The sequence below is a fragment of the Rhizobium sp. 32-5/1 genome (assembly GCF_029537235.1).
GTDB lineage: Bacteria > Pseudomonadota > Alphaproteobacteria > Rhizobiales > Rhizobiaceae > Pararhizobium.
Genome location: NZ_CP120639.1, coordinates 244274 through 265708 on the forward strand (window position 1 = coordinate 244274; position 21435 = coordinate 265708).

Here is a 21435-nt window from a genome sequence, read left to right on the forward strand (position 1 = left end):
CCTCATGCGTTCGGCGCCATTGCCGGCATGATTTGGCCTCTGCTGCCACTTTGGATGCGGTTGCGCTTCTCGGTCGACGAGGTGGTGACGACCTTGCTGCTCAATTTCGTCGCCGTGTTGATCGCCACGATGCTGATCGACAGGGTGCTCAACAACCCGGTGGCGTTCGGCTGGCCGCAGTCGCAACCGGTGGCCGACGCCGCCATGCTGCCGAAAGGTCTGGCCCGTTCCCGGCTTCACCTCGGCTTGGCGATTGCGGTCCTCCTGGCCTTCGTGCAGTCGCATGGTGTTCGGCATGCAGTCGCTTGCAGCGGGTTTCAATCCTCAAGGTGCCGCCTTCGCTGGCGCGCACCCTTGCCATCGTCGCCAACATTTCTGGCAGGCTTGCCGGTCTCGCTGGCGCGGTCGAGGTCATCGGCGTACAGAGCTAGGTGATGACCCCTGTCTCCCGGTTACGGCTATTCCGGCTTCGTGGTGGCGATGTTGGCCAGTCTCCACCCGCCCGGGCGTGGTTCACGCGCGGGTGAATACCTCGCCCGGACAGGAATGATGCCTGAAAATTCAATGAAGTTCGCCGAACCGGACGCCGCAATTGAGGTCGAAGGTGGAAGAACGCCTAACGCCTGGTTCGCTACATCGGCCGATCAACCTCTGATTTTCTTCGCCGGCATTTGGGTGCCGCGATGGGAAGCGTTCGCAAGGTGAAGGATGAGCGGTCATAACGGATCTCTTAGCCTTTCTGACAACCGAGCCAAACGCCATAGTCGTCGCCCCTATCCATCTGAAGGCAATGCCTGTACCCTCATTGAATGGGATGATGAGGTCAAGGTTTGGCTGACGGCGCCCTGGGAGCATGCAAAAGCGTTCCAGAGGCCCTTGGCTAATGACAAGCTGATCCTGTTGGAGGTCGCCTGACGTGCCCGATGAATATTACAGTGACTCGATCGCCCCACGGATGTCCCGCTGGCATTGGTGTGTGATGGAAGCTGCTATTGCCGAAGGCTATTTGGAGACTCTTGACACAGACGCCGCGCTACAAGACTTGCTGGCGCGGCTTCCGCAGCTCCCTGACCTCTTGGCCAACTATGTAGTCATACTGAAGGACACCGCTTCCGGCCTCGCCGATGAGATCGATGCGCTGAAAAGCACCCAAGAATAATACCCTCGCGCTCATTGGGCTCGCGGCGAGTTCGGAAAAGATCTTGGACGCGGCAGTTTCCGTTGCAAGGAACACCTACCGTCTGATGGCTTGGAGGGAACGACCCGTGGCGCACCTCGCGTGGAAAATTAGAAATCTTGGGGCGACAGAGCATTTAGAAGGTGACAAACGATCGACGAACTGGAAGACGTCTACGCGTTGCCGATCTTCCCGGTCTCGTGTCGGCCACATGATCACGATCGCCGGATAATTTTTTGAGTGATCACGTTCAGGACAGTCTCTTGGAATCCAAGCATTAGGACTTGTGAATAGCATGAACATAGGGGAACTTATCCTTAGCCTTCATCGATCAACGGGGCCGGATCGATCGTTGGATGAGAAAATTGCGATTTTGATGGGTTATGTTCGTCAGGTTGGCAGTTGGAATGGTAAAGAGCGCGTTGTCTGGCTTGAGCCTGACGGTAATCGGGAAGCTCGTATTCCAGCGTATACCAGGTCAACTGAGCACGCCTATGATCTCGCCGAAAGGGTCTTCCCAGGTCACCGAGGCGGTTGCAGTTGGGAGCCTGACATGGGAAGCGCTAGGGTCAACGAAGGCCCCTTTGTTGAAGCTGCTAATCCAGCGATCGCGCTTTGCATTGCCGTCCTCCTCGCTAAGCGAGATTTGGAGCGATTGAGGCCCTAGTATTTCAGGGCGGCCCCGCAGACCAGCTATTCGAACTTGCGCGCCATGCCATTGGATTTCGCGCGCTACATGAGTGCCGTCGCAGACCGGGCACTGATCGACAAGGCTATCTACAGCCGCTCTCCAAGCCTTAGAGCCTGACCGAAAAAGAGTTGAGTGAAATCAGCCAGTTGTGATTCTGTTTGTTTGCTTAGGACGAACGGAGGCCACAATGGGCTGGACTGATTTCACCCGTCGGCAATATGCCCGACGCGCAATGCGCTATGCAAGCGATCTGACGGACCGGGAATGGGGATTGATTTGGCCTTGCCTGCCTGGACCACGGCGGCTGGGCAGGCCGCGCAGCACCGATCTTCGTGAAGTCGTGAATGCGTTGCTGTACATCGCCACGACCGGTTGCCAGTGGCGAATGCTGCCGAAGGATTTTCCGCCTTTTACAACTGTGCAGTCATACTTCTACGAATGGCGAGCGACAGGGTTGTGGGCTCAGATCAATCATCGTCTGGTGATGGAGGCGCGTGAATTGGAGGGCCGGGAAGCCTCGCCGTCTGCGGGCGTGATCGACAGCCAAAGCGTGAAGACCACGGAAAGTGGTGGAATTTCAGGCTATGACGCAGGCAAGAAGATCAAGGGACGCAAGCGGCATATCGTCGTCGATACGCTCGGATTGATGGTCGGCCTCAGGGTTCACAGCGCCGAGATACAGGATCGCGACGGCGCACCTACTGTCCTCAAAACCATTCTCAAGCGCTGGCCGTGGCTGAGACATATGTTCGCCGACGGTGGTTATGCCGGACCGAAGCTGAGGGGCGCCCTGCAAAAGATCGCAAAGTTCACCCTCCAGGTCTTCAAGCGCACCGATAAGGCAAAAGGCTTCGAGGTTCTGCCGCGTCGCTGGGTCGTGGAGCGCACCTTCGCGTTGCTTGGTAGATGCCGAAGATTGGCCAAGGATTGGGAAAAATCCGTCGCATCAGCCGAGGCCTGGATCACCATCGCTCACATCCGGTATTGACACGACGCTTGGCAAGGTACCGATATCATCAAAGGCTTTTCGAGTCAGACTCTTAAGCCTTGAGCAAAGCTCTGAAGTTGGCTGCTATTCATTTCTCCCCGCAGTGCAACGCATTCTGATTGAAATTTTGGGGTCAATCCCATCCGCAACAACTGCGCGATGCCACGCGCATCTTTCCTCTCCGTCTTGATAATCATCGCCGACAGCGCGGCTTTCAAGTGACGGGTTTCCAGCAGAACAACATCAAAGCCAGCTTTCGTCAGACCTTCATACAACCATTGAGACAATTGGCCGGGTTCCAGACCGATCCGCTTCAAAGCAAGCCCCAGCGATGTAAAATGTTCGATGAGCGCATGCGGCTCGCCCGCCACCTTCGTCTCGCGGATGATCTTGCCTGCCGAATCCGCCAAACACACGCTGCTTGCTTCCAAAGAAACATCAATTCCAGCAAAGTACTCCATGGCGGTTCCTCGCTTGATGTTTGGGGCCGACCCGTTCGGAACCCGTTTCGACATCGTCATTCTGAGGGACAGCCACCAATCTGGCTACAATCTCGGAAGCGCCCGCCCATTACGGCGTCCAGTTTTGGTGTCTTTGGGCGCTTGCTCCAGCTTCATTCGCCCCAGCAGATCAAGCGCCTCTTCGAAGTTCAGTTCTGTCCTGAGCATAGGATCAAAGTACCTTGGGTAAAGAATGTAAGCCGCTGCAAATATTTCCTCCACCGTTCTCGTGGCGGTGCGGCGCGTGCAAGTTTGCCTATCATCGGTTACTCCCCAACCAGCATAGAAGGGCATTCCAATGCAACTAACCTTGCACCCCCGGATGAGCGCTTCGAAGCCCGATAGCGAGGTAATGGTATAAACATGGTCCACCGTCTCGAATGCATCGGCCAACGCGATGTCCTGTTTGAGGATCAAGCACAGATGCCGGACATCATCCGGGTTGGAATGGTTCCGCCGTGTTCCGTGCAGAATTTCCGGATGGGGCTTGTATATGATCTGCGCGCCCGGGTTCTCATCGAATGCAATCTGAACCAGGTCATTGTTGTCGATCTTGCGCGCGCAGCCCTTTTGATAGACGCATCTCCCTCCACCTGTCCCACAACCAAAATGCGCTTTCGATTTTTGGGCCATAAATCGCAGCGATGTCTCCCGCCTGCGAAGTATTGTACTTAGAGAGGCGCGAGTTGATCAGTTTGTAGATGCCGTCTCTTGCTCGTTGCATCAGAAACGGATCTGAAGCAAAGTCATACGCTTGCAGCAGGTTTTCAAGGTCGGAGGGACCTGTGGCATCAAAATACATACCGGACCTATCAAAGCACAAGGAGAGAGGCGGCGTCAGCGTAGCGCCCAGCTTCACAGAACGAATGAAACCGTCTTCGATGCGGATTAACGGGATCGACTGTCGCCGACAGAAGTCCTCGACGAAATAAGGCGCCTTGTAGCCCCAAACATAAACCTTTGAACCCTTGCGAGCGAGAATCGATGGCGCAATAAACGCGTGGAAGCGCCAGCGTGTGATCCAACGGCTGATACGCACGACTCTCTCGCCCCGAAGCCAATAGACGATAAACTTTTTCCAGGGACGCAGCCCGATCACGAACGATCGGGGAGGCAGCGCAAACCCGCGGCTCCGAAGAAAATCGCCAAATCTAATCACAAGCGTTTGCATAAAGCCCCGAGTTTTCTAAGCCTCTACCGGAAGATGCTCTTTGACATGTCATGAACCGCCCGGGTTTGCCGGAGGCTGTTTGGTTTAAGTTATGCGGCCAACGCTGGTTCGTCCAGCATGGTGTAATATCGCTCCTCGGCTTCGGTTGGCGGGATGTTGCCGAAGGGCTCCAGCAGCCGTCGGTGGTTGAACCATTCGACCCATTCAAGGGTGGCGAATTCAACAGCTTCGAAGTTTCGCCAGAGGCCGCGTCGATGAATGACCTCGGCCTTGTAAAGACCGTTGATCGTTTCGGCCAGCGCATTGTCGTAGGAGTCGCCGACGGAGGGTTCGATCCCGGTCTTCGCCAGTCGCTCGAAATATTTTATCGACACGTTGAACTCCCCTGTCGGAATGGAGGACGAGCCCGCCGCGCTGAACTGGCCGCCGATCATGGAGTGTCTGCACCCATGTATCGAGGACGAAACTGGCATGAGCGGTGTGGCTCACGCGCTAGGCGATGCGCCGGGCGAACGCGTCGACCACAAAAGCGACGTAAACGAAGCCCTGCTAGGTGGCCAGTGGAAACGGCGACCATGGGGGAGCCGGCACCTGTCCGTGCGGTCTCGAAGCCTTTCGCCATGGCGAGGAAGCCGGCCAGCATGCAGACGACCAACGCGACCGACAGGGCCATTGACACGGAGATGCGAGCCGGCGAGGCAGGCTAGAAAGATTGGCGCGGATCATCACGCGCGTTTGCCTGATAAGGGTGGACATGGCGGCTACCTCGTTCTGAAAGCGTTGAGGATAGGAGTGCGCATCGCGTTTATGGCCTGCAGCGCACCGGTGGCAAGGCCAAGGACGGCAATGATTGCGAGGGCCTTGGCGGCTATCAGGGGGAAAGACCAGGCCGAGCTCCGGGCCAGCAAGTTCCGTCGCAAGTTTGGCCAGCGCAAGGCCGATACCGCCGCCGACCACGAAGACGAACAGGCTCTCACCGAGCACCAGCGCCATGATCCTCAACCGCGAGAAACCGAGCGTCTTCAGGACGCCGATCTCGAAGCTGCGTTCGAATATTGCCAGAATGCCCGGTCGACCGGAAAGCTCGCCGCCTCGAGATCCCGCTGAAGGGCGTCGTGCACTTGATCACGACGGTTGGCTATGTTGCGTTCTGCTTCAGCGCTCGCAGCAATGGCTCCCGGTTCAACGACGCCAAGCAGCATCTCATCGATCGCATCGTCGACCCGCAGGCCGCCGAAGGCGATGCAGCGAGGCTCACCGTTGTCGAGCAGGCCACGCCAGCAGGAATAGCGAGGAATGTTATGATTGTTTCCAGTGTAGTGGACCCTCAGCTTCCGCCCGCACCTCTTACAACGGAAAAGGCCGGCAAGAAGAGCGTCGCCATGCTTCGGCGCCCCGTAATGTCGGCTGGCAGGCACATTACTGCTGACCATCTTGCGGATCTCCTCCGCCCGTTCCCAACTGACATAGCCTTCGTGGGCGTCCGGGATCAAGGCCAGCAATTCATTGCGCGCCTTGCGGCGAATTCCGGATCGGCCATCGTATCCCGGCACGGAGCGACGCTTACCATAAGCATACGCGCCTCCGTAGATCGGGTTCTCAATCATCCGATGGATGGTTGCGCAATTGGGCCTGCGCCAGGTGACCTCGCCATTGGCGCGCCTGACCGGCAGGTCCAGGCCCTGCTCAAGGAACCATAGCAGCGCCTGTCGTGCACTGCCGAGTTCGGCAACCTTGTTGAAGACGAGCACAATGGCCTCCTGTATGCGCCGGTCGGGATCCTTCTCGATCCTGTCAGGGCTTTCAAGAATCCAATCGGGACAGTAACGACAAGCTCACCGCGGCGAGCCTTCTCATAGCGGGCGGAAAGAGAGCGTTGACGCAAGAGATCCAGCTCATACTCGTTGAGGCTGCCCTTCAGCCCCAAAAGCAGGCGGTCATTACCCTGGCGCGGAGCATAGACCGCCTCTTGGTCGATCAGAACGGTGTCGACGACGCGGCACATCTCGATGAGCTGTTGCCAATCGCGGCTGTTGCGAGCAAAGCGCGATACCTCTCGTGCTGCAACCGCCCCAACCTTTCCAAGGCAGACCTCGGCGACCATCCGGTCGAAACCGACGCGGGTTACGCCCCCGGCTGCCGAACGGCCAACATCTTGATCAACTGTTTCGATGCGCGACCAGCCAAGTGCCTTCAAGCGATCACGCATAGCGTATTGAAGGGCGCTACTTTCGCGGTTGTGCAGAACCTGATGAGCCGACGATTGTCGAACATACAGAATAGCCCTGCGCTCAAGATGGTGGGCACTGATCTTCTCATGCATCATGACCGGCCTCCTTCGACTGGGGCGCGCTCAAGCCGTTTGCGTGGTCGACGAGCAGCCGCACGATGAGTGCCGTTACGCCTGTTGTGTTCCTTCCGGCAACGTCTGCCATTGCGCCATCGCTGGCGTCTTCCCGCTGCGTGTGCTCGAGAACAGATCGAACTGATATGTCGTGAACTGGCGTGGCATGGACATCTCCCCGACTCGTTTCGTGAGAGATCAATGCTGCGCTCATATCCGCGTCTTGCGAGGGGTGCCTGCCTCTTCCAGAAACTTTGCCAAAGCGAGCAGGCAAGCAAAATCGGCATACGCAATTGGGAAGACCAACCACGTGCACTCAGTGTTCGGTCAAACATCCACACCGGAACTTCGAGCAGCCGGCATGACCTCGAACCCGAAAGACTGCAGTGGAACACAGCAGATCCCTTGTCCACCAACCCATGGATATGGACGAGCCGTCCAGACCAAGGGTGCCACGGATACAGAAGCTCCCGAACCTCGGTCCCGTGGGTGTTCCGTCGCCTTGTTGTACAACACCGTGCGTCTGCATTCATCACTGAACTAAAAACACCGGCACACGAAGCCACCGTGTGGCCTCGCCAGAATGGCCCCGCTTCAACTCCAGCATCCAGCAGGGGCTCCCAGACCCAGCATGGGGGCAGGTCAAGAGGGCGCAACCTCTGGCGGCTGCTCTTGCTCCGCCACTATTTCGCCGTCACCTGTTATGCCGCTCGGATATTCGTCTGTTTGAAGTCGTTACCCTTGAAGAGAAGCGGCTCGCCGGCCAGCGTGGCAAGCGCGTAGGAGAAGCAATCCCCGTAATTCAGTGAAGCGGGATGACGGCCCTTGCCATAGCGACGCCAGGCCCGGCGAGCCTGGTCGGCGTGCTCGGCGGTCACCGCAACGACTTCCACGTTTGCCTTGTGCACCCAGAGATCGAGCTCTGCTCCGCCGGCTTCGCCAAAACGCCCCTCGATCACCATCGAGGCCTCGACGAGCGTTGCCGCCGAAATGAACCTGATAGGATCGTTGGCGATGCGTTCGCGATAGTTCGCGGCGTCCGGCTCATTGAAGAAGATCGCGACGATCGCGGACGTGTCGATCACCATCAGTTTGGAAGACCGTTTTCGTCGTACCCGATGATGTCATCAGCACTGCGGTCATCGAGAATAGGCAAAGCGATTAAACGCCGCTGCATCGCCTCCATGTCTTGCATGAGGGCATCTTTCTTCGCGTTTGATCCCATTCGCTTGAGGCGCTCTTCCAGCGCGCGCCGCGTCGCGATGGTGATGGTTTCACCGGTGCGTGCTGCGAGTGCACGCGCGAGTTTCTCCGTCTCGGGATCTTTGATACTTAGCGCCATAGCAGGTGTCCAGGTTCCTCAATATCTATATTATACCTAAAGGATCTCCACGACGCAATCGATCGGGACACCTGCGGCCGCGAATTCTCGCGGTGCTCACCCCACCCAGCGAGGGAGGGCGCGACCTCCGATAATCCTCACAAATTGCCGACTCGGACATTATGCCGCCTCGATACCTGTTAGTTTGAAATCTGCGCCGAAGAAGAGCAGGGCATTGGTGCGGGGATCATCAAATTTGCGGAATTCGGTCTTTGATGGGCCGATTATTTGGTTGCTCCCGTCGCGGCTTGGCAACGAACGGATTTCGGGCGTCCGCAGGCAAGCATTCGGTCGAGGATGGTGACGCCGATCGCAGCTTCCGTCTGTTGGGCACTGTAAACTTATCGGCCTCGGGTCAAGATACGGCACGCGGTCTCGATCAGGCTACCTGAACATGGGCGATCTCGCTCCACATCTGCATCGCGGCACCTCCCAGCTCACGATAATGGTGAGATGGAATGTGGTGGCGGGGAATTTGGAAGAGGTTGGCGATCGGGTCGTGGATTGAAACGAAGCGCTGGAGTTGTCGCGGTGACTTGAACCACTTCATGATCCTCTCCCGGCGCCGGATAGGTTGATGAGAATTCTCCGCCCGATTGTTCAGGCCCTTGTGCGAACGATGCTTGACGCCGGGCATGATCTCCCGCTTCGCTGCACCATAGGATCGAAGCTTGTCGGTGATCATAACGCGCGGGGCAAAGCCTTGCCCTTTCAGAAGCTTGCGCATCAGCCGCTTGGCAGCCCTGGCATCGCGGCGGCTTTGGACCAGAACGTCGAGGACGAAGCCATGCTGATCGACGGCGCGCCTACGGCATGGGCAATCACTTCCGCTGGAACCGGTGGCGACGATAGAGAGGATCACGTGCAGATCTGGTCATGCCGACAGATCCCACATCATCGTTTCTCGGTTAACGCTACAGTGCCCGTCAAACACATCCGTTCGCTGGCGCGCCAGCGTTGCATGCATGCATGCATCGACGCCAACAATCACGCATGCCAAAGAATCGAAGGTAATGAATTTCTCTTTCGTTGGAACTCCCATTCCACGCAAGCACCACCGGAAACCAGTTGGGCTGGCCATTTGACGTTGCGTACGATTGATGTCTATTCGCGTTTCCTTAGCGCGATCCGTCTCCACCGCAAGACGCAGTGTCTCTATTTCCGCTCCGTCGCTGATAGTCGTTGCATGTAATTGAGCAGATGCAGACGACGCATGGCTAATCGAGCGTTCCGGACTCAATCCAGATCATGTTCCATAATCTATCTTATGTGATCTTTGTCTGTAGCGGCATTTTAGAAATGCGACATATAGGCTAGTTAGAGACGCGACAGTCGTCGCCTCTTGGGATGCTGGTCGAACGTCAGCATTGGGAAGCAAGATAAGCGACGTGCATCGTGGTCGAGGCCATCTGTGTTCGGAGTCGTCATGTCTTGTTTGATTGTTATGTCTCAGAAGGAATTGCATCGTCTTGAACTAATCCAGCAGATTCGGGCTCGGAGGCTGACTGTCGTCGAGGCGGCTGGGTTGCTCGGTCTCAGCCGCAGTCAGGTCCACCGTCTGTTGCAAGCCTATGACCTGGCCGGCGCCGATGGTCTTGTCTCGAAGAAACGCGGCCGTGCGAGCAACCGGCGTCACAGCGAGGACTTCCGCAACCTGGTGCTCGACTTGGTGCGTGAGCATTACGTGGATTTCGGACCGACCCTGGCCGCCGAGAAGCTGCTCGAGCGCCACCGGATTGCCGTCAGCAAGGAGACGCTGCGTCAGTGGATGATGGAAGCCGGCATCTGGGTGACGCGCCGCGAACGCAAGAAGCGGGTTTTCCAGCCGCGCGGCCGGCGCGACTGCTTTGGCGAACTTGTGCAGATTGATGGGTCGCATCACTGGTGGTTTGAGAACCGCGGTCCCAAATGCGCCCTGCTCGTCTATATCGACGATGCCACCGGCAAGCTGTTGCATCTGCGCTTTGCCGGCTCGGAGAACACCTTCGACTATCTGCACGCGACGAAGGCTTACCTGCAGCAATGGGGCAAGCCGATCGCGTTCTACAGCGACAAGCATGGGGTTTTCCGCACCACCCATGCTTCGCAGCAGGACAGAACCAGTGGCCTGACACAATTCGGGCGGGCGCTTTATGAGCTCAACATCGACATCATCTGCGCCAATAGCCCGCAGGCCAAAGGGCGCGTCGAGCGCGCCAACCAGACGCTGCAGGATCGGCTGGTGAAGGAGTTACGGCTGCGTGGCATCGACACGATCGCGGCGGCCAATGCCTATGCGTCGGAATTCATGGCCGACTTCAATCGCCGCTTTGGCAAGGAGCCTCGCAATCCGAAGGACATGCATCGGTCGTTTGCCGCGCATGAGAACCTCGATCGCGCCATGTGCCGCAAGGAAGTGCGCAAGCTGTCACAGGCCCTGACGCTGCGCTATGACAAGGTGCTGTTCATCCTCGATCCGACGGATCTCGCCAAGACGCTCGCCGGTAACAAGGTCGTTGTCTGCGACTATCCCGATGGTCGCCTCGAGATCACCCACGAGGGGACGTCCCTGCCCTACAAAACCTTCGACACGCTGCGCTCGGTGCACCGCTCCGAGGTGGTTGAGAACAAGCGGCTTGATGACATGCTGGCCCTGGTGGCCGAGATGCAGGCCGGACGTGAGCAACAGCGCAGCCAGAGTGGACCACGCCGCACCGGTCAGACCGACCATATGTTCGGCATTCGCGACGGCAGTACAGCCAATGGCTACCAAAAGCGCGGCAGCAAGCCTGGCAGGAGGACGGATTTTACCAATGATCCAGTGGTAATCGCCCGGCGAGAGCAAGCCCTTGCGCAGTTGAAAGCGGCGGAGTGATCGGGGTGTCAAAGCTAAAGTTTACTCTTCCAGCTGGAGCCATCCGCCGCCGCCCGGCCTACGCAACCCCGACCAGCTCCACCCGGGCGGCGGCGTACGTCTGTGTATCGTCAAATATAGAATCTTGCAAAATCAGCAATAACGAATAGGATGGTGTCGCGTCTCTAAATTTCTTACTTTGTCTCATCTTTAAATAGCTGTGACAGGTATTGTAGCCGCAAAGTTGAAGTGTCCTGTTTCTGCAATATTAGAATGTCACACTCCCCGGGTCTGATTGACGTCTGGGAGATTGCAGATGGGATTGATTGCGATGAGCGAGCGTGACCTGCAGCGGATCGAAGTTTTGTCGAAGGTGGTGGCCGGCGGGATGTCGATGGTGACGGCCGCGCATGTACTTGACCTGAGCGAGCGCCAGGTCCGTCGTCTTCTGGAACGTATCCGTACTGGAGGTGCGGCAACGGTCCGGCACAAGGCAATCGGCCGGCCGTCGAACAATCGGATCAGTGATGGTATTCGTGATTATGCGGTGACGCTGGTTCGGGAGTGTTATGCGGACTTCGGTCCGACTCTGGCTTCAGAGATGCTGGCTGAACGTGATGGGCTGCGTGTGTCGCGCGAGACGTTACGGAAGTGGATGACGGCTGCTGGCATCTGGCTTTCGCGCAAGCAGCGTCGGACGTTTCATCAACCGCGATCGCGGCGCGAGGCCTATGGCGAGCTGGTACAGATTGACGGTTCGGATCATCGGTGGTTCGAAGACCGGAGTGATCCTTGCACGCTTTTAGTGTTCATCGACGATGCGACCGGCAAGCTGATGCAGCTACGGCTCGTTCGATCGGAAAGTGCGTTTAGTTATTTCGAGGCGCTCGAGCTCTATCTGCAGGATCACGGTGCACCGGTTGCGTTCTATTCGGACAAGCATTCGGTGTTCCGGGTGGCAAAGAAGGATGCCAAGGGCGGCCAGGGCATGACCCAGTTCGGGCGTGCGCTCTGCGAGCTAAACATCGAGATTCTCTGCGCAAATTCGAGTCAGGCCAAGGGGCGTGTCGAGCGGATGAACAGGACACTGCAGGATCGATTGGTCAAGGCACTGCGGCTGGCCGGGATCGATAACATGAAGGCTGGCAACGCGTTTCTGTCGAGTTTCATGGACCGTTACAATGCGCGATTTTCAGTCGTCCCTGCCCGACCCGATGATTTGCACCGGCCGCTGAATCTGGTGCCGGATCGATTGGCCGAGATCCTGTGCAAGCGCGAGCAGCGTTATGTCGGATCGCAGCTGACGTTTTCGTTCGAGCGCAAGCGGATCATGCTGGAGGAGACCGAGGTGACACGCGGTCTGGTCGGTCGTTATGTCGAGACCTATGCCTATACCGACGGTCGGCTGGATGTGCGCTGGAAGGGGTATTCCCTGGCCTATCGGGTGTTCGACAAGGACCAGCGGGTGACGCATGCGGCCATTACCGAGAACAAGCGGCTCGGCGAAGTGCTGGCCTATGTCAAAGAGCGCCAGGACCAGGATGTAAGGCCGAAGGTGAAGACCAACAGCGAGAAGATTGGCTACAAACCACGTGGACGCAAGCCAGGCAAGCGGACGGACTCCATGAATGATCCGGTGGTGATCGCGCGGCGAGAGAAAGCGTTATTGAGACAGCCAGCTGCGGACTAAAGATCGTCAATGCACGCCGATGTCACTTTGCGTATCCGATTCCAATTGCAGGCAGGCTGGCCAAAGTGGCGTCTTGTGGAAGGTTCCATCCTGAAGAAGCGTGAGCCCTTCGCGGGCTTCATAGAGTAAACCCAACCAGCACAAGCGCCGAAAGACGCCATACTGGAGGTCGGATTTCAACTGCCAGGCTTCTATGGTCATTTCGTTTTCCGTCAAAGGCACCAGGTCTGGACGGAGGATTTTGAGAACATCCATTGGGGCACACCCTTCTCTGGTTTTGATGTTGAGAAGGTTCAGAAACATGCGCCACCAACGTAACCGTGCGTGAACAGCCTGTTCACGTTCCGCGTCGTGGATATAGGAATAGAGATACTCCGTGGCGATCAGATCGAAGAAGGCTTGTGGGTTCACCAGAAACTCCCGGCCGCGTCTGGTTGGCAGCAGCACATCCTTTTTCCGGCGAAGAAGTTTTAGATGACGGGCCATGTCGCGCACGACCCAGAGCGGCGGCACGTCGCTCTCATTGAGCACCTTGTTCATGCTGTAGAGGTCTTCGGCAGTATACCCCGGCCACAGGAAGTGTACGGCGGCCCAATTCACGAACTTGCGGTTCATGGCGCCGGTCGCCGTCAATCCTATGCCACCCTCACCGTCAGCATAGGCGACCGAAAGAAGCATGCCGCGAACAAGGGGTGACAGCGCGGCGACATTGACGTCACCCTGCAGCTTGATTTCCGGAAGCATCGTGCGGCTTGATCCCTCGCCTGCCCCATGCAGGTGCCGCGAGTATCGACCGACAACGGAACAATTGCCAGTGAGAAAGCTAAAGCCGAAGGGGAGCGTCTCACCCGCCCCCGCCCTTCCCTTACAACCCGGCCCAGCCGGTCCGGTCGGGGGCTTGCTTCTGTGCAACGGGACATGTCGACTGTCGCATGTCTAACGGGCTGAAGACGCTGCCAAAGTGACATTTCAACTTTGCACCACGGCGGACATTCCAACCCTGCCGCCACATTGTCTGTAGAGATGCGACAGTCTCGCCTCTCGACGCACTGGTCAAAGCCAACGTTGGGAGCAAGGATGACGATCTTCAGCCTGGTCGAGACCACGAGCAGTTAGAGTCGTCATGTCCTTTCTGATCACCATGTCGCAGAAAGAATTATGCGTTTCATTGAGAGCACCCATCCCCTGCCGTTAATGAAATGGTGCCAAATTTCAATAATCTGGTCCTGATCTCCCGATCTACGAAGATTCTTGTCCCAAATGACTAGCGGAGCACCACAACGTCGAATATTTAGAAGCATGAGGCAGTACGCGCTGTCTCGGGGCGTCGAAACCCCTACGAGCGACTGGTGCTGATCGAAACAGCATCGAACTCTCTGACCTTTCGGGTCGGGGAGCCTGTGGCGTATGTCCAGGTTCCCCGGAACTAAAGGCCGCAGGGCTGTCTCGTACAGTTTCGAACTCCCCGATCATTCGGAGGTTTAGTGAGTTTCGCGGGGGCGTACCGCGACTAACTCTCATTCCGGGGAGCGACCGATGCAGAATCATGAGTCTCTGGCGGCCTTTTTCAAGTCTGGCAATTGCCGAACATTCTCTCGCCAAAGACGGTCTTGGGGCCGAGTCCATGCCGACCTTGTGCGCCGAACGGGGCTCGCAAAGGAAGAGACTGACATCACATCCACCCGCCACCTCATTCTCCTCAATTTGAAGGGAAATTCGGAACGCGGTGAGTATTTCCTGGATGGCAAGCCCACTGCTTTCGTGCCTAGAAGGCCTGGTGCAGTCCTCTTCGTACCTGCCGGATGTCGCTGGAGTGGATGGGAAGCTGGCGACGCGACCGCCGCCTATCTTTCAATTTCAGTGGAGCGAGTCTTCGTCACCAAGCTTTTTGAGCGAACCTTATCAAGTGATCTGCCGTCGCTTTCGCCCGATCTCGGATGCGAAGACTCAGTCATCATGAACGCGGGTCGCGCAATAGCGGCGGAGCTGGACGGGCGATATCCCCTGAGTACGCTGATCGTCGAAAGTTATGCCGCCACAATTTTCGCGCAACTGGTGCGCAAGCAAAGATATGTGCAACCTGCTCGCAAGGGCGGATTGGCATCGGCGAACTTAGCCCGCGTCCTACAGAGAATTGAGGACGATCTCGCCACCAACCTGTCTCTCCAACAACTTGCGGCTCTTGCCGGTCTGAGCATCCCCACTTCTGCCGGGCATTCAGGGCGACGCTTGGCTCTCCACCACACGCCTTCATCATTCATCGCCGGGTCGAGAGGGCGAAAGAGTATCTTCGTCACTCGTCTATGACTGTCACCGAGGTCGCTCTGGCATCTGGGTTTTCGAGCTCAAGTCACTTTTCAAATGCCTTTAGGCGGGGGTGGGAACAACACCGATCGGATACCGTGGCGCCTGGCGCGACAAATCCGGCGCATGATTTATCAGATCGCGCAGTCGTATCAAACGCTGCAAGCGCGAGCGCCTTAGACATTGCATCCTCGACAAAAGACCGCCGAGGATCATTCCAGTGAACACCAAACCTGCCGCCGAGAATTTCGAACCGGTTCAATCTGAGACGACGACGGCAGCACTCTGCGTAGTCGATTTGAAAAAGCGCTTCGGCCAACTCGAAGTCATCAAGGGTCTGTCCCTCCAGGCTCAGCGTGGCGACGTCATCTCCATCCTCGGCAGCAGCGGTTCAGGAAAAAGCACGCTCCTGCGCTGCCTGAGTTTTCTGGAGGAGCCAAAGGCGGGTGAGATCTGGGTTTCTGGACGGCAAGTGAAAATGCGGGCGGGTTGACCGGCGGGAAGGAAATCAACGAGCTACCCAAGACGCTTGGCGTCGGGCGGCAGAATTTCAATCTCTGGCCCCCTTTAGCCGCAAAAGACATGGGCGCCTGCCGGGTCGAACCCCAGGAAGACCGTGTCGCCGCGCGAAAGCCCCGCCGTTGCTGGATGGCCAAAGGGCAAGCGCACCGAGAGCGTTTCGCCGGACCCCGTAGATGCGGCAACGTGGATGTTGCTTCCCAGAAAGGTAATGTCGAGGACAGCGGCGGGAAGGCTTGGCATGGCTTGGGGCGCTGTGCCGCGCGTTAGGGTAAGGCGTTCCGGTCTCAGCATCAGGGATGCTGTCCCACCCGCGGTCGCGATTCCGTGCACAGGCACGCCGGCGATCGGCGCCCCGGCGCCTATCGACAGATCCGCAAGACCGTCCCGCATCGACAGAATCTTGCAGGTGACAAAATCACTGTCGCCGATGAATTCTGCGACAAAGCGGGTTGAAGGATTGGCGTAGAGCTCAGGCCCAGTGCCGATCTGATCGATGACCCCTTTCGAGAACACCGCGATACGGTCGGAAAGCCGCAGCGCCTCCTCCTGATCATGCGTCACGTATAGGATCGTGACTTCCGTTTCCTGATGAATACGGCGGATTTCATGCTGGATTTCTTCTCGCAGTTTTTTGTCGAGCGCCGAGAGCGGCTCGTCCATCAGGAGCACCGGCGGATCGTAGGCCAGCGCCCTGGCGAGCGCCACGCGCTGCTGCTGACCACCCGACATCTGTGCCGGCTTGCGCTCCTCGAAGCCTTCGAGCCGGACGAGCCGCAACATCTCCCGCACCCGTGCATCGATCGCCGCCTTGCCCCAGCGCCGTACCTTGAGCGGAAAGGCAATGTTCTCGCCGACGGAGAGATGTGGGAACAGGGTGTAGCGCTGGAACACCATGCCGATATTGCGCTTGTGCGATGGCGTAGCAATCAGGCTCTTGCCATCGAGAAGAATATCGCCTGCGGTCGGATTTTCGAAGCCGGCGAGGATATAGAGCGTCGTGCTCTTACCCGAGCCGGACGGGCCGAGAAAGGTCATGAACTCGCCGCGCTCAACAGTCAGGTTGATATTCTGGACTGCCGTGACGATGCCGTAATCCTTGCGCAGGCCTTCGATGTGCAGGAAGGGTTCCGTCATGATTTCAATCCTTTGCGCACCAGTGCAGCCAGAAGCATCAGGGCGATGGTAACGATGATGAGAAGCGTCGAGGCGGCCGCGACTACGGGGGTCAGGTCCTGCCGCAGCGTCGCCCAGATCTTAACCGGCAGTGTCTGCAAGGTCGGGCTCGCCATGAAGATTGCCAGCACGACCTCGTCCCAGGAGGTGAGGAACGAGAACACGGCTGCCGAAAACAGGCCGTGGCTGATCGCCGGCAACGTCACACGGATCTTAGCCTCCAGGGGATGGGCACCGCAGAGCACGGCAGCGTCTTCGATCGACTTGTCGAAGCCCTCAAGCACATTGGTGATCGAAAGAATGGAAAAAGGAAGCGCCACCACGAGATGGGCGATGACAAACCCGGTGGTCGTGCCGTTCAGTCCGATGCGCAGGAAGAAAGCGTAGAGCGCAACGGCCAGCACGACAACCGGCAGGATCATCGGTGTGAGGAAAAGCGCCCTCAGCGCCTCCTTGCCGATGAACCGGCCGCGCACAAGACCGAAGGAGGCGACGAGCCCGATCAGAACGGACAGCACAGTGACGATGGCAGCTATCCGAAAACTCGTCCAGGCGGCTTCCAGCCAGCGTGGGTCGGCGAAGAAGTCCGCATACCAGCGCAAGGTCCAGGAAGGCGGCGGGAAGATCAGCCATTGAGAAGAGCCAAAGGAAAGGGCCGCGATAAACAGGATCGGCAGGATGAGAAAAGCCGCCGTCAGGCCGGTGATCGCCAATAATATCCATTTCCAGGCGCCGAGCCGGTCGAAATTTAAGAGCATGTTAGCGCTCCCCAATGCGGGCGGGGCCGAACAGCCGAAGCTGTATGGCGTAGAGCGTCAGCGTCACGACGAGCAACACAAGGGCTGCCGCCCCGCCCATGCCCCAATTGACGAGCGATTGCACGAACTGGGCGATAAGTTCGGCGAGCATCATGTTTGCCGTCCCGCCCAACAGGGCCGGCGTGACGAAATAGCCAAGCGACATGACAAAGACCATCAGCGCGCCTGATACCATGCCGGGAGCGGCAAGCGGTATGAGGATGCGGGTGAGCGCCTGAAAACGTGTGGCCCCGCAAAGCGCTGCCGCCTGCAGGATCGCCGGGTCGATGCGACGGATGACGCCGTAGAGGGGAAGGATGATGAAAGGCAGCATGATGTAGGTCATGCCGATCGTGACGCCGATGAGGTTGTTGACGAGCGGCAGGGGTTCATTGATCAGCCCCAGGCCCATCAGCGTCTTGTTGATCACGCCGGTTCGTTGCAGGAGCACCATCCAGGCATAAGTCCGCGTCAGAAGATTGGTCCACATCGACAGGATCAGGATCGCGAAAACGACGGTAGACAGCCGCGACGGCATGATCGCAAGCGCCCAGGCGACGGGAAAACCGATCAGAAGCGAGACGACCGTGACGAGGGCCGAAACGATGAACGTATTGAGAAAGATCTTGAGGTAGGTGGTGGTCCCCAGCAGCTCGGCATAATTGCCAAATCCAGGCTCTGGTTCCATGACGCTCCGCAAAAGAAGGGCAAGAACCGGCAGGACAAAAAACACAAGGATCAGCAGCAGCGCCGGCAGGGTCTGCGCAAAATTGTACTGGCGTACGACACGCGACTTTACCGCGCCTGCACTGCTGCTCGTATCGGTCAGCAAAGCCATACCGAAATTCCTTCCGAGAAATCTGGAAAATGAGCGGGCACGCCTCAGACGCGCCCGCTGCATGAGTTTTCAGCTACTGTGCCTGCCAGGCGTACCAGCGCTCGCCGATTGCATCGCGGTTTTCAGCCCAGTAGCCCATATCGGCATTGACCTGGCTTGCGGTCTGCTGGTCCGGCAGGGATTTGGCGACTTCGGCATCCATCAGGGCCGGTGAGCCGACATTGATCGGCGCATAGCCGGTGCCCTTGGCCATTTCGGCCTGCGCTTCGGCGGAGGTGGCAAGCGCGATGAATTTCATCGCCTCATCTTTGTTCTTCGCACCCTTTGGCACCACCAGCGCATCGGCAGCGGTGATGTTCTGATCCCATGAGGTCTCGACCGTGACGCCGGTTGCGGCAAGTGCTGTCAGGCGGCCGTTCCAGAAGGAGCCGAACGGTGCTTCGGCGGAGGCGAGAAGCTGCTGCGACTGCGCACCACCCGACCACCAGACGATGTCGGCCTTGATCGTGTCGAGCTTCTTGAAGGCACGGTCGAGATCAAGCGGATAGAGCTTGTCGGCCGCCACGCCGTCGGCCAGAAGCGCCGCCTCGATCACGCCGGGTGCCGACCACTTGTAGAAGGTGCGTTTGCCGGGAAACTTTGCCGTGTCGAACAGGTCGGCCCATGTCTTCGGGCAGGCGGAAACCGCATCCTTGTTGCAGCCGATGACGAAGGAATAATAGAAGCTGCCGACGGAATAGTCGGTAACGAAGCGCGGATCGAGCTTGGTCTTGTCGATCACGGCGAAATCGAGCTTTTCGAGAAGACCTGCCTTGCCGGCCTGCACGGCATAATCTCCCTCGACGTCAACGACATCCCAGGTGACGCCGGCGGCCTCGACCATGGCTTTGATCTTGCCGTAGTCCGTTGGGCCGTCCTGTACGACCGTCGTTCCGGTCTTTTCGGTAAACTTGTCGGCCCAGGCGGCTTTCTGCACGTCCTGCGTCGTGCCGCCCCAGCTGGTGAAGACCAGTTCGGCGGCGCTGGCTGCTGTCGAAACGCCAAGCGTTGCGGCTAATGCCGCGATGATCGTAAAGTTGTTCATGTTCCCTTGCTCCGTTGCTTATGATTGTGTTCACGGTTTTCCGGACAAGCATCCGCGTTTCGTGCCGGGCTTTTCCTTTCCCCAGACGATGATGTCGTGCCCTGAAATGTTCTGGGCCTAAGGCCCCTGCCCGGCTCAGACCGGGCGCGCTCCTCCCACTGGCGAGAAGGCTGCCGGTTTCATGATCTTGTTTTCGGCCACCTCGATCAGGTCGCGGATTTTCGGGAGAAAGACCTGCCAGGCCGGATCGGCCATCAGCCGTCCACGCCGCGCCTCGCGATCATCAAGACTTGTGAAGGCCCAGATGTGGACGATTTCGTTGATGGGTCCTATTTCGGAGAAGAAATAGCCCACGAGTTCGCCGAGGTGCTGCTTCTGGATGGCGATGCCTTCGTCTTCGACGACCTTGAGATAGGTCGGGATGGCACCGTTTTTCAGCCGGTAGGTGCGGATCTCGTAAAACATGCCGGTCACCGCATCACGAAGGGATCGGGGATCGGGTCGTCGGAGGTTCTCAGCCAGATCGTTTTGGTGCGGGTGTAGCCCAGTGCGGCCTCGATGCCCCCTTCCCTGCCATCACCCGACAGGCCGGAGCCGCCGAACGGTGCGATCGGCGACACCGCGCGATAGGTATTGACCCAGACGATGCCCGCCCGGATCGATTTCATCAGCCTATGGGCGCGGGTCAGGTTCTGCGTGAAGATGCCGGATGCGAGGCCATAGGGCGTGTCGTTGGCAAGCGCCAGGGCTTCCGCCTCGGTGTCGAAGGATACGACGGAAAGCACCGGACCGAAAAATTCCTTGTCCATCGACGGCGAGCGGACGTGATCGCAATCGAGAATGGTCGGGGGATAAAAATATCCCTCGCCTTCCGGTTCCGAGCCACCCGTGACCAGCCGCGCGCCTGCATCGAGCGAAGCTGCGACTAGTGTTTCAATGTGTCGGCGCTGGCGCTCGGTGGCAAGGGGACCGACCTCAGTCTCCATCGACAACGGGGAACCGATGCGGATGGCTTCAGCCTTAGCAGACAGGATGGCGAGAAAACGATCCTTGACACTGCGCTCGACGATAAGCCGGGATGCCGCGACGCAACTTTGACCGGTGGCCGCGAAAATGCCGGCGATCTGCGCATTGGCAGCACTTTCAAGATCGGCATCGGCAAAGACCAGAAGCGGCGACTTGCCGCCGAGTTCCAGCGACGTCGAAGCGAGGTTTTCCGCGGAACCACGGACGATATGGCGCGCGGTTTCGGCGCCGCCGGTGAAAGCGATATGTGCAACCTTGGGATGGGTGGTCAGCGCCGTGCCGCAGGTGCCCCCGAAGCCTGTGACGATATTGACGACACCGGCCGGAAAACTCGCCTCGTCTACCAGTCGGGCGAATTCCAGCAGCGGCCCCGGACCGTCTTCGGAGGCCTTGACCACCAGCGTGCAACCGGCTGCAAGTGCCGGGCCGATCTTGACGGCCGCCAGAAACAGCTGGCTGTTCCAGGGCACGATGGCCGCAACGACCCCCACTGGCTCGCGTCTGAGCCAGACATCCATGTCAGGCTTGTCGATTGGGAGAGTAGACCCTTCGAGCTTGTCCGCGAGGCCCGCATAGTAACGATAATAATCGGCAACATAGGCGATCTGCGAGGAGGTTTCGCGGATGATCTTGCCGGTATCGCGCGTCTCGATCTCCGCCAGCCGAGGCGCATTGGCGGCGACGAGATCGGCCAGCCGATAAAGCAGCTTGCCGCGTTGCGTGGCCGTCATGCGCGCCCAGGGACCATTGCCGTAAAGTGCATCATGCGCCGACTCGACTGCGCGGTCGACATCGCCGGCGCGGCTCTCCGGCATTTGGGCCCATGGCTTGCCGGTCGCGGGATCAACGCTGTCGAAACGGGCTTCGCCGTCCTCGAACCGACCATTGATGTAGCATTGAAACTGGCGCATCCCGT

The 21435-nt window shown here is 58.3% G+C and carries 16 protein-coding genes and 9 pseudogenes; 7 read left to right on the forward strand and 18 right to left on the reverse strand.

Annotation, left to right across the window (positions count from 1 at the left end; translation table 11 throughout):
• Positions 1–12: 12 nt before the first annotated feature.
• The 3 genes and pseudogenes from P6U16_RS22675 to P6U16_RS22685 form a co-directional block, all read left to right on the forward strand.
• Positions 13–507 (forward strand): annotated as a pseudogene (locus P6U16_RS22675) (ABC transporter permease); the annotation flags it as partial.
• A gap of 409 nt (positions 508–916) precedes the next feature.
• On the forward strand, positions 917–1159 hold the full coding sequence (locus P6U16_RS22680; RefSeq protein WP_277704577.1) for a hypothetical protein: 243 nt from the start codon (positions 917–919) through the stop codon (positions 1157–1159).
• Between the two features lie 896 nt (positions 1160–2055).
• Positions 2056–2912 (forward strand): IS5 family transposase gene (locus P6U16_RS22685; protein ID WP_277704867.1). Its coding sequence is split into 2 segments (ribosomal slippage): positions 2056–2851 and positions 2851–2912, totalling 858 coding nucleotides; the frame shifts between segments, so codons are not numbered across the junction.
• 81 nt (positions 2913–2993) lie between these two features.
• On the opposite strand, the pseudogene P6U16_RS22690 reads toward P6U16_RS22685, so the two are convergent.
• From P6U16_RS22690 to P6U16_RS22740, 11 genes and pseudogenes are all read right to left on the reverse strand, one after another.
• Positions 2994–3317 (reverse strand): annotated as a pseudogene (locus P6U16_RS22690) (transposase); the annotation flags it as partial.
• A gap of 84 nt (positions 3318–3401) precedes the next feature.
• Positions 3402–3989 (reverse strand): hypothetical protein, encoded by a 588-nt coding sequence (locus P6U16_RS22695; protein WP_277704578.1) that lies wholly within the window; start codon positions 3987–3989, stop codon positions 3402–3404.
• Positions 3895–4455 (reverse strand): hypothetical protein, encoded by a 561-nt coding sequence (locus P6U16_RS22700; protein WP_277704579.1) that lies wholly within the window; start codon positions 4453–4455, stop codon positions 3895–3897. Before P6U16_RS22700 ends, P6U16_RS22695 begins: the two co-directional genes overlap by 95 nt.
• A 161-nt stretch (positions 4456–4616) precedes the next feature.
• A pseudogene (locus P6U16_RS22705) lies at positions 4617–5088 on the reverse strand (DDE-type integrase/transposase/recombinase); the annotation flags it as partial.
• Positions 5089–5092: 4 nt separating this feature from the next.
• Positions 5093–5283 (reverse strand): annotated as a pseudogene (locus tag P6U16_RS22710) (ABC transporter permease); the annotation flags it as partial.
• A gap of 5 nt (positions 5284–5288) precedes the next feature.
• Positions 5289–5592: pseudogene (locus P6U16_RS22715) on the reverse strand (FtsX-like permease family protein); the annotation flags it as partial.
• Positions 5580–6853, reverse strand: a pseudogene (locus P6U16_RS22720) (recombinase family protein); the annotation flags it as partial. The pseudogenes P6U16_RS22715 and P6U16_RS22720, both read right to left, overlap by 13 nt.
• Positions 6854–7572: 719 nt before the next feature.
• On the reverse strand, positions 7573–7959 hold the full coding sequence (locus tag P6U16_RS22725) for a type II toxin-antitoxin system VapC family toxin (protein ID WP_277704580.1): 387 nt from the start codon (positions 7957–7959) through the stop codon (positions 7573–7575).
• On the reverse strand, positions 7959–8213 hold the full coding sequence (locus P6U16_RS22730) for a type II toxin-antitoxin system VapB family antitoxin (protein ID WP_277704581.1): 255 nt from the start codon (positions 8211–8213) through the stop codon (positions 7959–7961). Before P6U16_RS22730 ends, P6U16_RS22725 begins: the two co-directional genes overlap by 1 nt.
• Positions 8214–8476: 263 nt before the next feature.
• Positions 8477–8590: pseudogene (locus P6U16_RS22735) on the reverse strand (IS5/IS1182 family transposase); the annotation flags it as partial.
• A gap of 41 nt (positions 8591–8631) precedes the next feature.
• Positions 8632–9057, reverse strand: a pseudogene (locus P6U16_RS22740) (DDE-type integrase/transposase/recombinase); the annotation flags it as partial.
• A 621-nt stretch (positions 9058–9678) separates the two neighbouring features.
• On the opposite strand from P6U16_RS22740, the gene P6U16_RS22745 reads away from it, so the two are divergent.
• Both P6U16_RS22745 and P6U16_RS22750 read left to right on the forward strand, forming a co-directional pair.
• Positions 9679–11106: an ISNCY family transposase gene (locus P6U16_RS22745; protein WP_277704582.1), complete on the forward strand. Its 1428-nt coding sequence runs from the start codon at positions 9679–9681 to the stop codon at positions 11104–11106.
• 295 nt (positions 11107–11401) lie between these two features.
• Complete coding sequence (locus P6U16_RS22750) at positions 11402–12775, forward strand: ISNCY family transposase (protein ID WP_277704583.1); 1374 nt, start codon at positions 11402–11404, stop codon at positions 12773–12775.
• 6 nt (positions 12776–12781) lie between these two features.
• On the opposite strand, the gene P6U16_RS22755 is transcribed toward P6U16_RS22750, so the two are convergent.
• Positions 12782–13519, reverse strand: coding sequence for a hypothetical protein (locus tag P6U16_RS22755; protein ID WP_277704584.1), 738 nt, complete (start codon positions 13517–13519; stop codon positions 12782–12784).
• A 792-nt stretch (positions 13520–14311) separates the two neighbouring features.
• Here P6U16_RS22755 and P6U16_RS22760 point away from each other — a divergent pair.
• Together P6U16_RS22760 and P6U16_RS22765 are read left to right on the forward strand one after the other, a co-directional pair.
• Positions 14312–15082 (forward strand): AraC family transcriptional regulator, encoded by a 771-nt coding sequence (locus tag P6U16_RS22760; protein ID WP_277704585.1) that lies wholly within the window; start codon positions 14312–14314, stop codon positions 15080–15082.
• 217 nt (positions 15083–15299) lie between these two features.
• A pseudogene (locus tag P6U16_RS22765) lies at positions 15300–15560 on the forward strand (ATP-binding cassette domain-containing protein); the annotation flags it as partial.
• 86 nt (positions 15561–15646) lie between these two features.
• Here P6U16_RS22765 and P6U16_RS22770 read toward each other — a convergent pair.
• From P6U16_RS22770 to P6U16_RS22795, 6 genes are all read right to left on the reverse strand, one after another.
• Complete coding sequence (locus P6U16_RS22770) at positions 15647–16735, reverse strand: ABC transporter ATP-binding protein (RefSeq protein WP_277704586.1); 1089 nt, start codon at positions 16733–16735, stop codon at positions 15647–15649.
• On the reverse strand, positions 16732–17532 hold the full coding sequence (locus P6U16_RS22775; RefSeq protein ID WP_277704587.1) for an ABC transporter permease: 801 nt from the start codon (positions 17530–17532) through the stop codon (positions 16732–16734). The genes P6U16_RS22770 and P6U16_RS22775 overlap by 4 nt, the downstream gene beginning before the upstream one ends.
• A gap of 1 nt (position 17533) precedes the next feature.
• Complete coding sequence (locus tag P6U16_RS22780) at positions 17534–18409, reverse strand: ABC transporter permease (RefSeq protein ID WP_277704588.1); 876 nt, start codon at positions 18407–18409, stop codon at positions 17534–17536.
• A gap of 73 nt (positions 18410–18482) precedes the next feature.
• Positions 18483–19493, reverse strand: a complete 1011-nt coding sequence (locus P6U16_RS22785; RefSeq protein WP_277704589.1) for an ABC transporter substrate-binding protein — start codon at positions 19491–19493, stop codon at positions 18483–18485.
• A 135-nt stretch (positions 19494–19628) separates the two neighbouring features.
• Positions 19629–19958, reverse strand: coding sequence for an NIPSNAP family protein (locus P6U16_RS22790; protein ID WP_277704590.1), 330 nt, complete (start codon positions 19956–19958; stop codon positions 19629–19631).
• Positions 19959–19963: 5 nt separating this feature from the next.
• Positions 19964–21430, reverse strand: coding sequence for an aldehyde dehydrogenase (locus tag P6U16_RS22795; protein ID WP_277704591.1), 1467 nt, complete (start codon positions 21428–21430; stop codon positions 19964–19966).
• Positions 21431–21435 lie beyond the last annotated feature (5 nt).

What these genes read in the sequence shown, in the direction of transcription:
- P6U16_RS22745 (WP_277704582.1), top strand. Translation starts at nt 9,679, where the DNA reads ATGTCTTGTTTGATTGTTATGTCTCAGAAGGAATTGCATCGTCTTGAA.
- P6U16_RS22695 (WP_277704578.1), bottom strand. Translation starts at nt 3,989, where the DNA reads ATGGCCCAAAAATCGAAAGCGCATTTTGGTTGTGGGACAGGTGGAGGG.
- P6U16_RS22760 (WP_277704585.1), top strand. Translation starts at nt 14,312, where the DNA reads ATGCAGAATCATGAGTCTCTGGCGGCCTTTTTCAAGTCTGGCAATTGC.
- P6U16_RS22795 (WP_277704591.1), bottom strand. Translation starts at nt 21,430, where the DNA reads ATGCGCCAGTTTCAATGCTACATCAATGGTCGGTTCGAGGACGGCGAA.
- P6U16_RS22755 (WP_277704584.1), bottom strand. Translation starts at nt 13,519, where the DNA reads ATGCTTCCGGAAATCAAGCTGCAGGGTGACGTCAATGTCGCCGCGCTG.
- P6U16_RS22775 (WP_277704587.1), bottom strand. Translation starts at nt 17,532, where the DNA reads ATGCTCTTAAATTTCGACCGGCTCGGCGCCTGGAAATGGATATTATTG.
- P6U16_RS22770 (WP_277704586.1), bottom strand. Translation starts at nt 16,735, where the DNA reads ATGACGGAACCCTTCCTGCACATCGAAGGCCTGCGCAAGGATTACGGC.
- P6U16_RS22725 (WP_277704580.1), bottom strand. Translation starts at nt 7,959, where the DNA reads ATGGTGATCGACACGTCCGCGATCGTCGCGATCTTCTTCAATGAGCCG.
- P6U16_RS22785 (WP_277704589.1), bottom strand. Translation starts at nt 19,493, where the DNA reads ATGAACAACTTTACGATCATCGCGGCATTAGCCGCAACGCTTGGCGTT.
- P6U16_RS22730 (WP_277704581.1), bottom strand. Translation starts at nt 8,213, where the DNA reads ATGGCGCTAAGTATCAAAGATCCCGAGACGGAGAAACTCGCGCGTGCA.
- P6U16_RS22780 (WP_277704588.1), bottom strand. Translation starts at nt 18,409, where the DNA reads ATGGCTTTGCTGACCGATACGAGCAGCAGTGCAGGCGCGGTAAAGTCG.
- P6U16_RS22790 (WP_277704590.1), bottom strand. Translation starts at nt 19,958, where the DNA reads ATGTTTTACGAGATCCGCACCTACCGGCTGAAAAACGGTGCCATCCCG.
- P6U16_RS22750 (WP_277704583.1), top strand. Translation starts at nt 11,402, where the DNA reads ATGGGATTGATTGCGATGAGCGAGCGTGACCTGCAGCGGATCGAAGTT.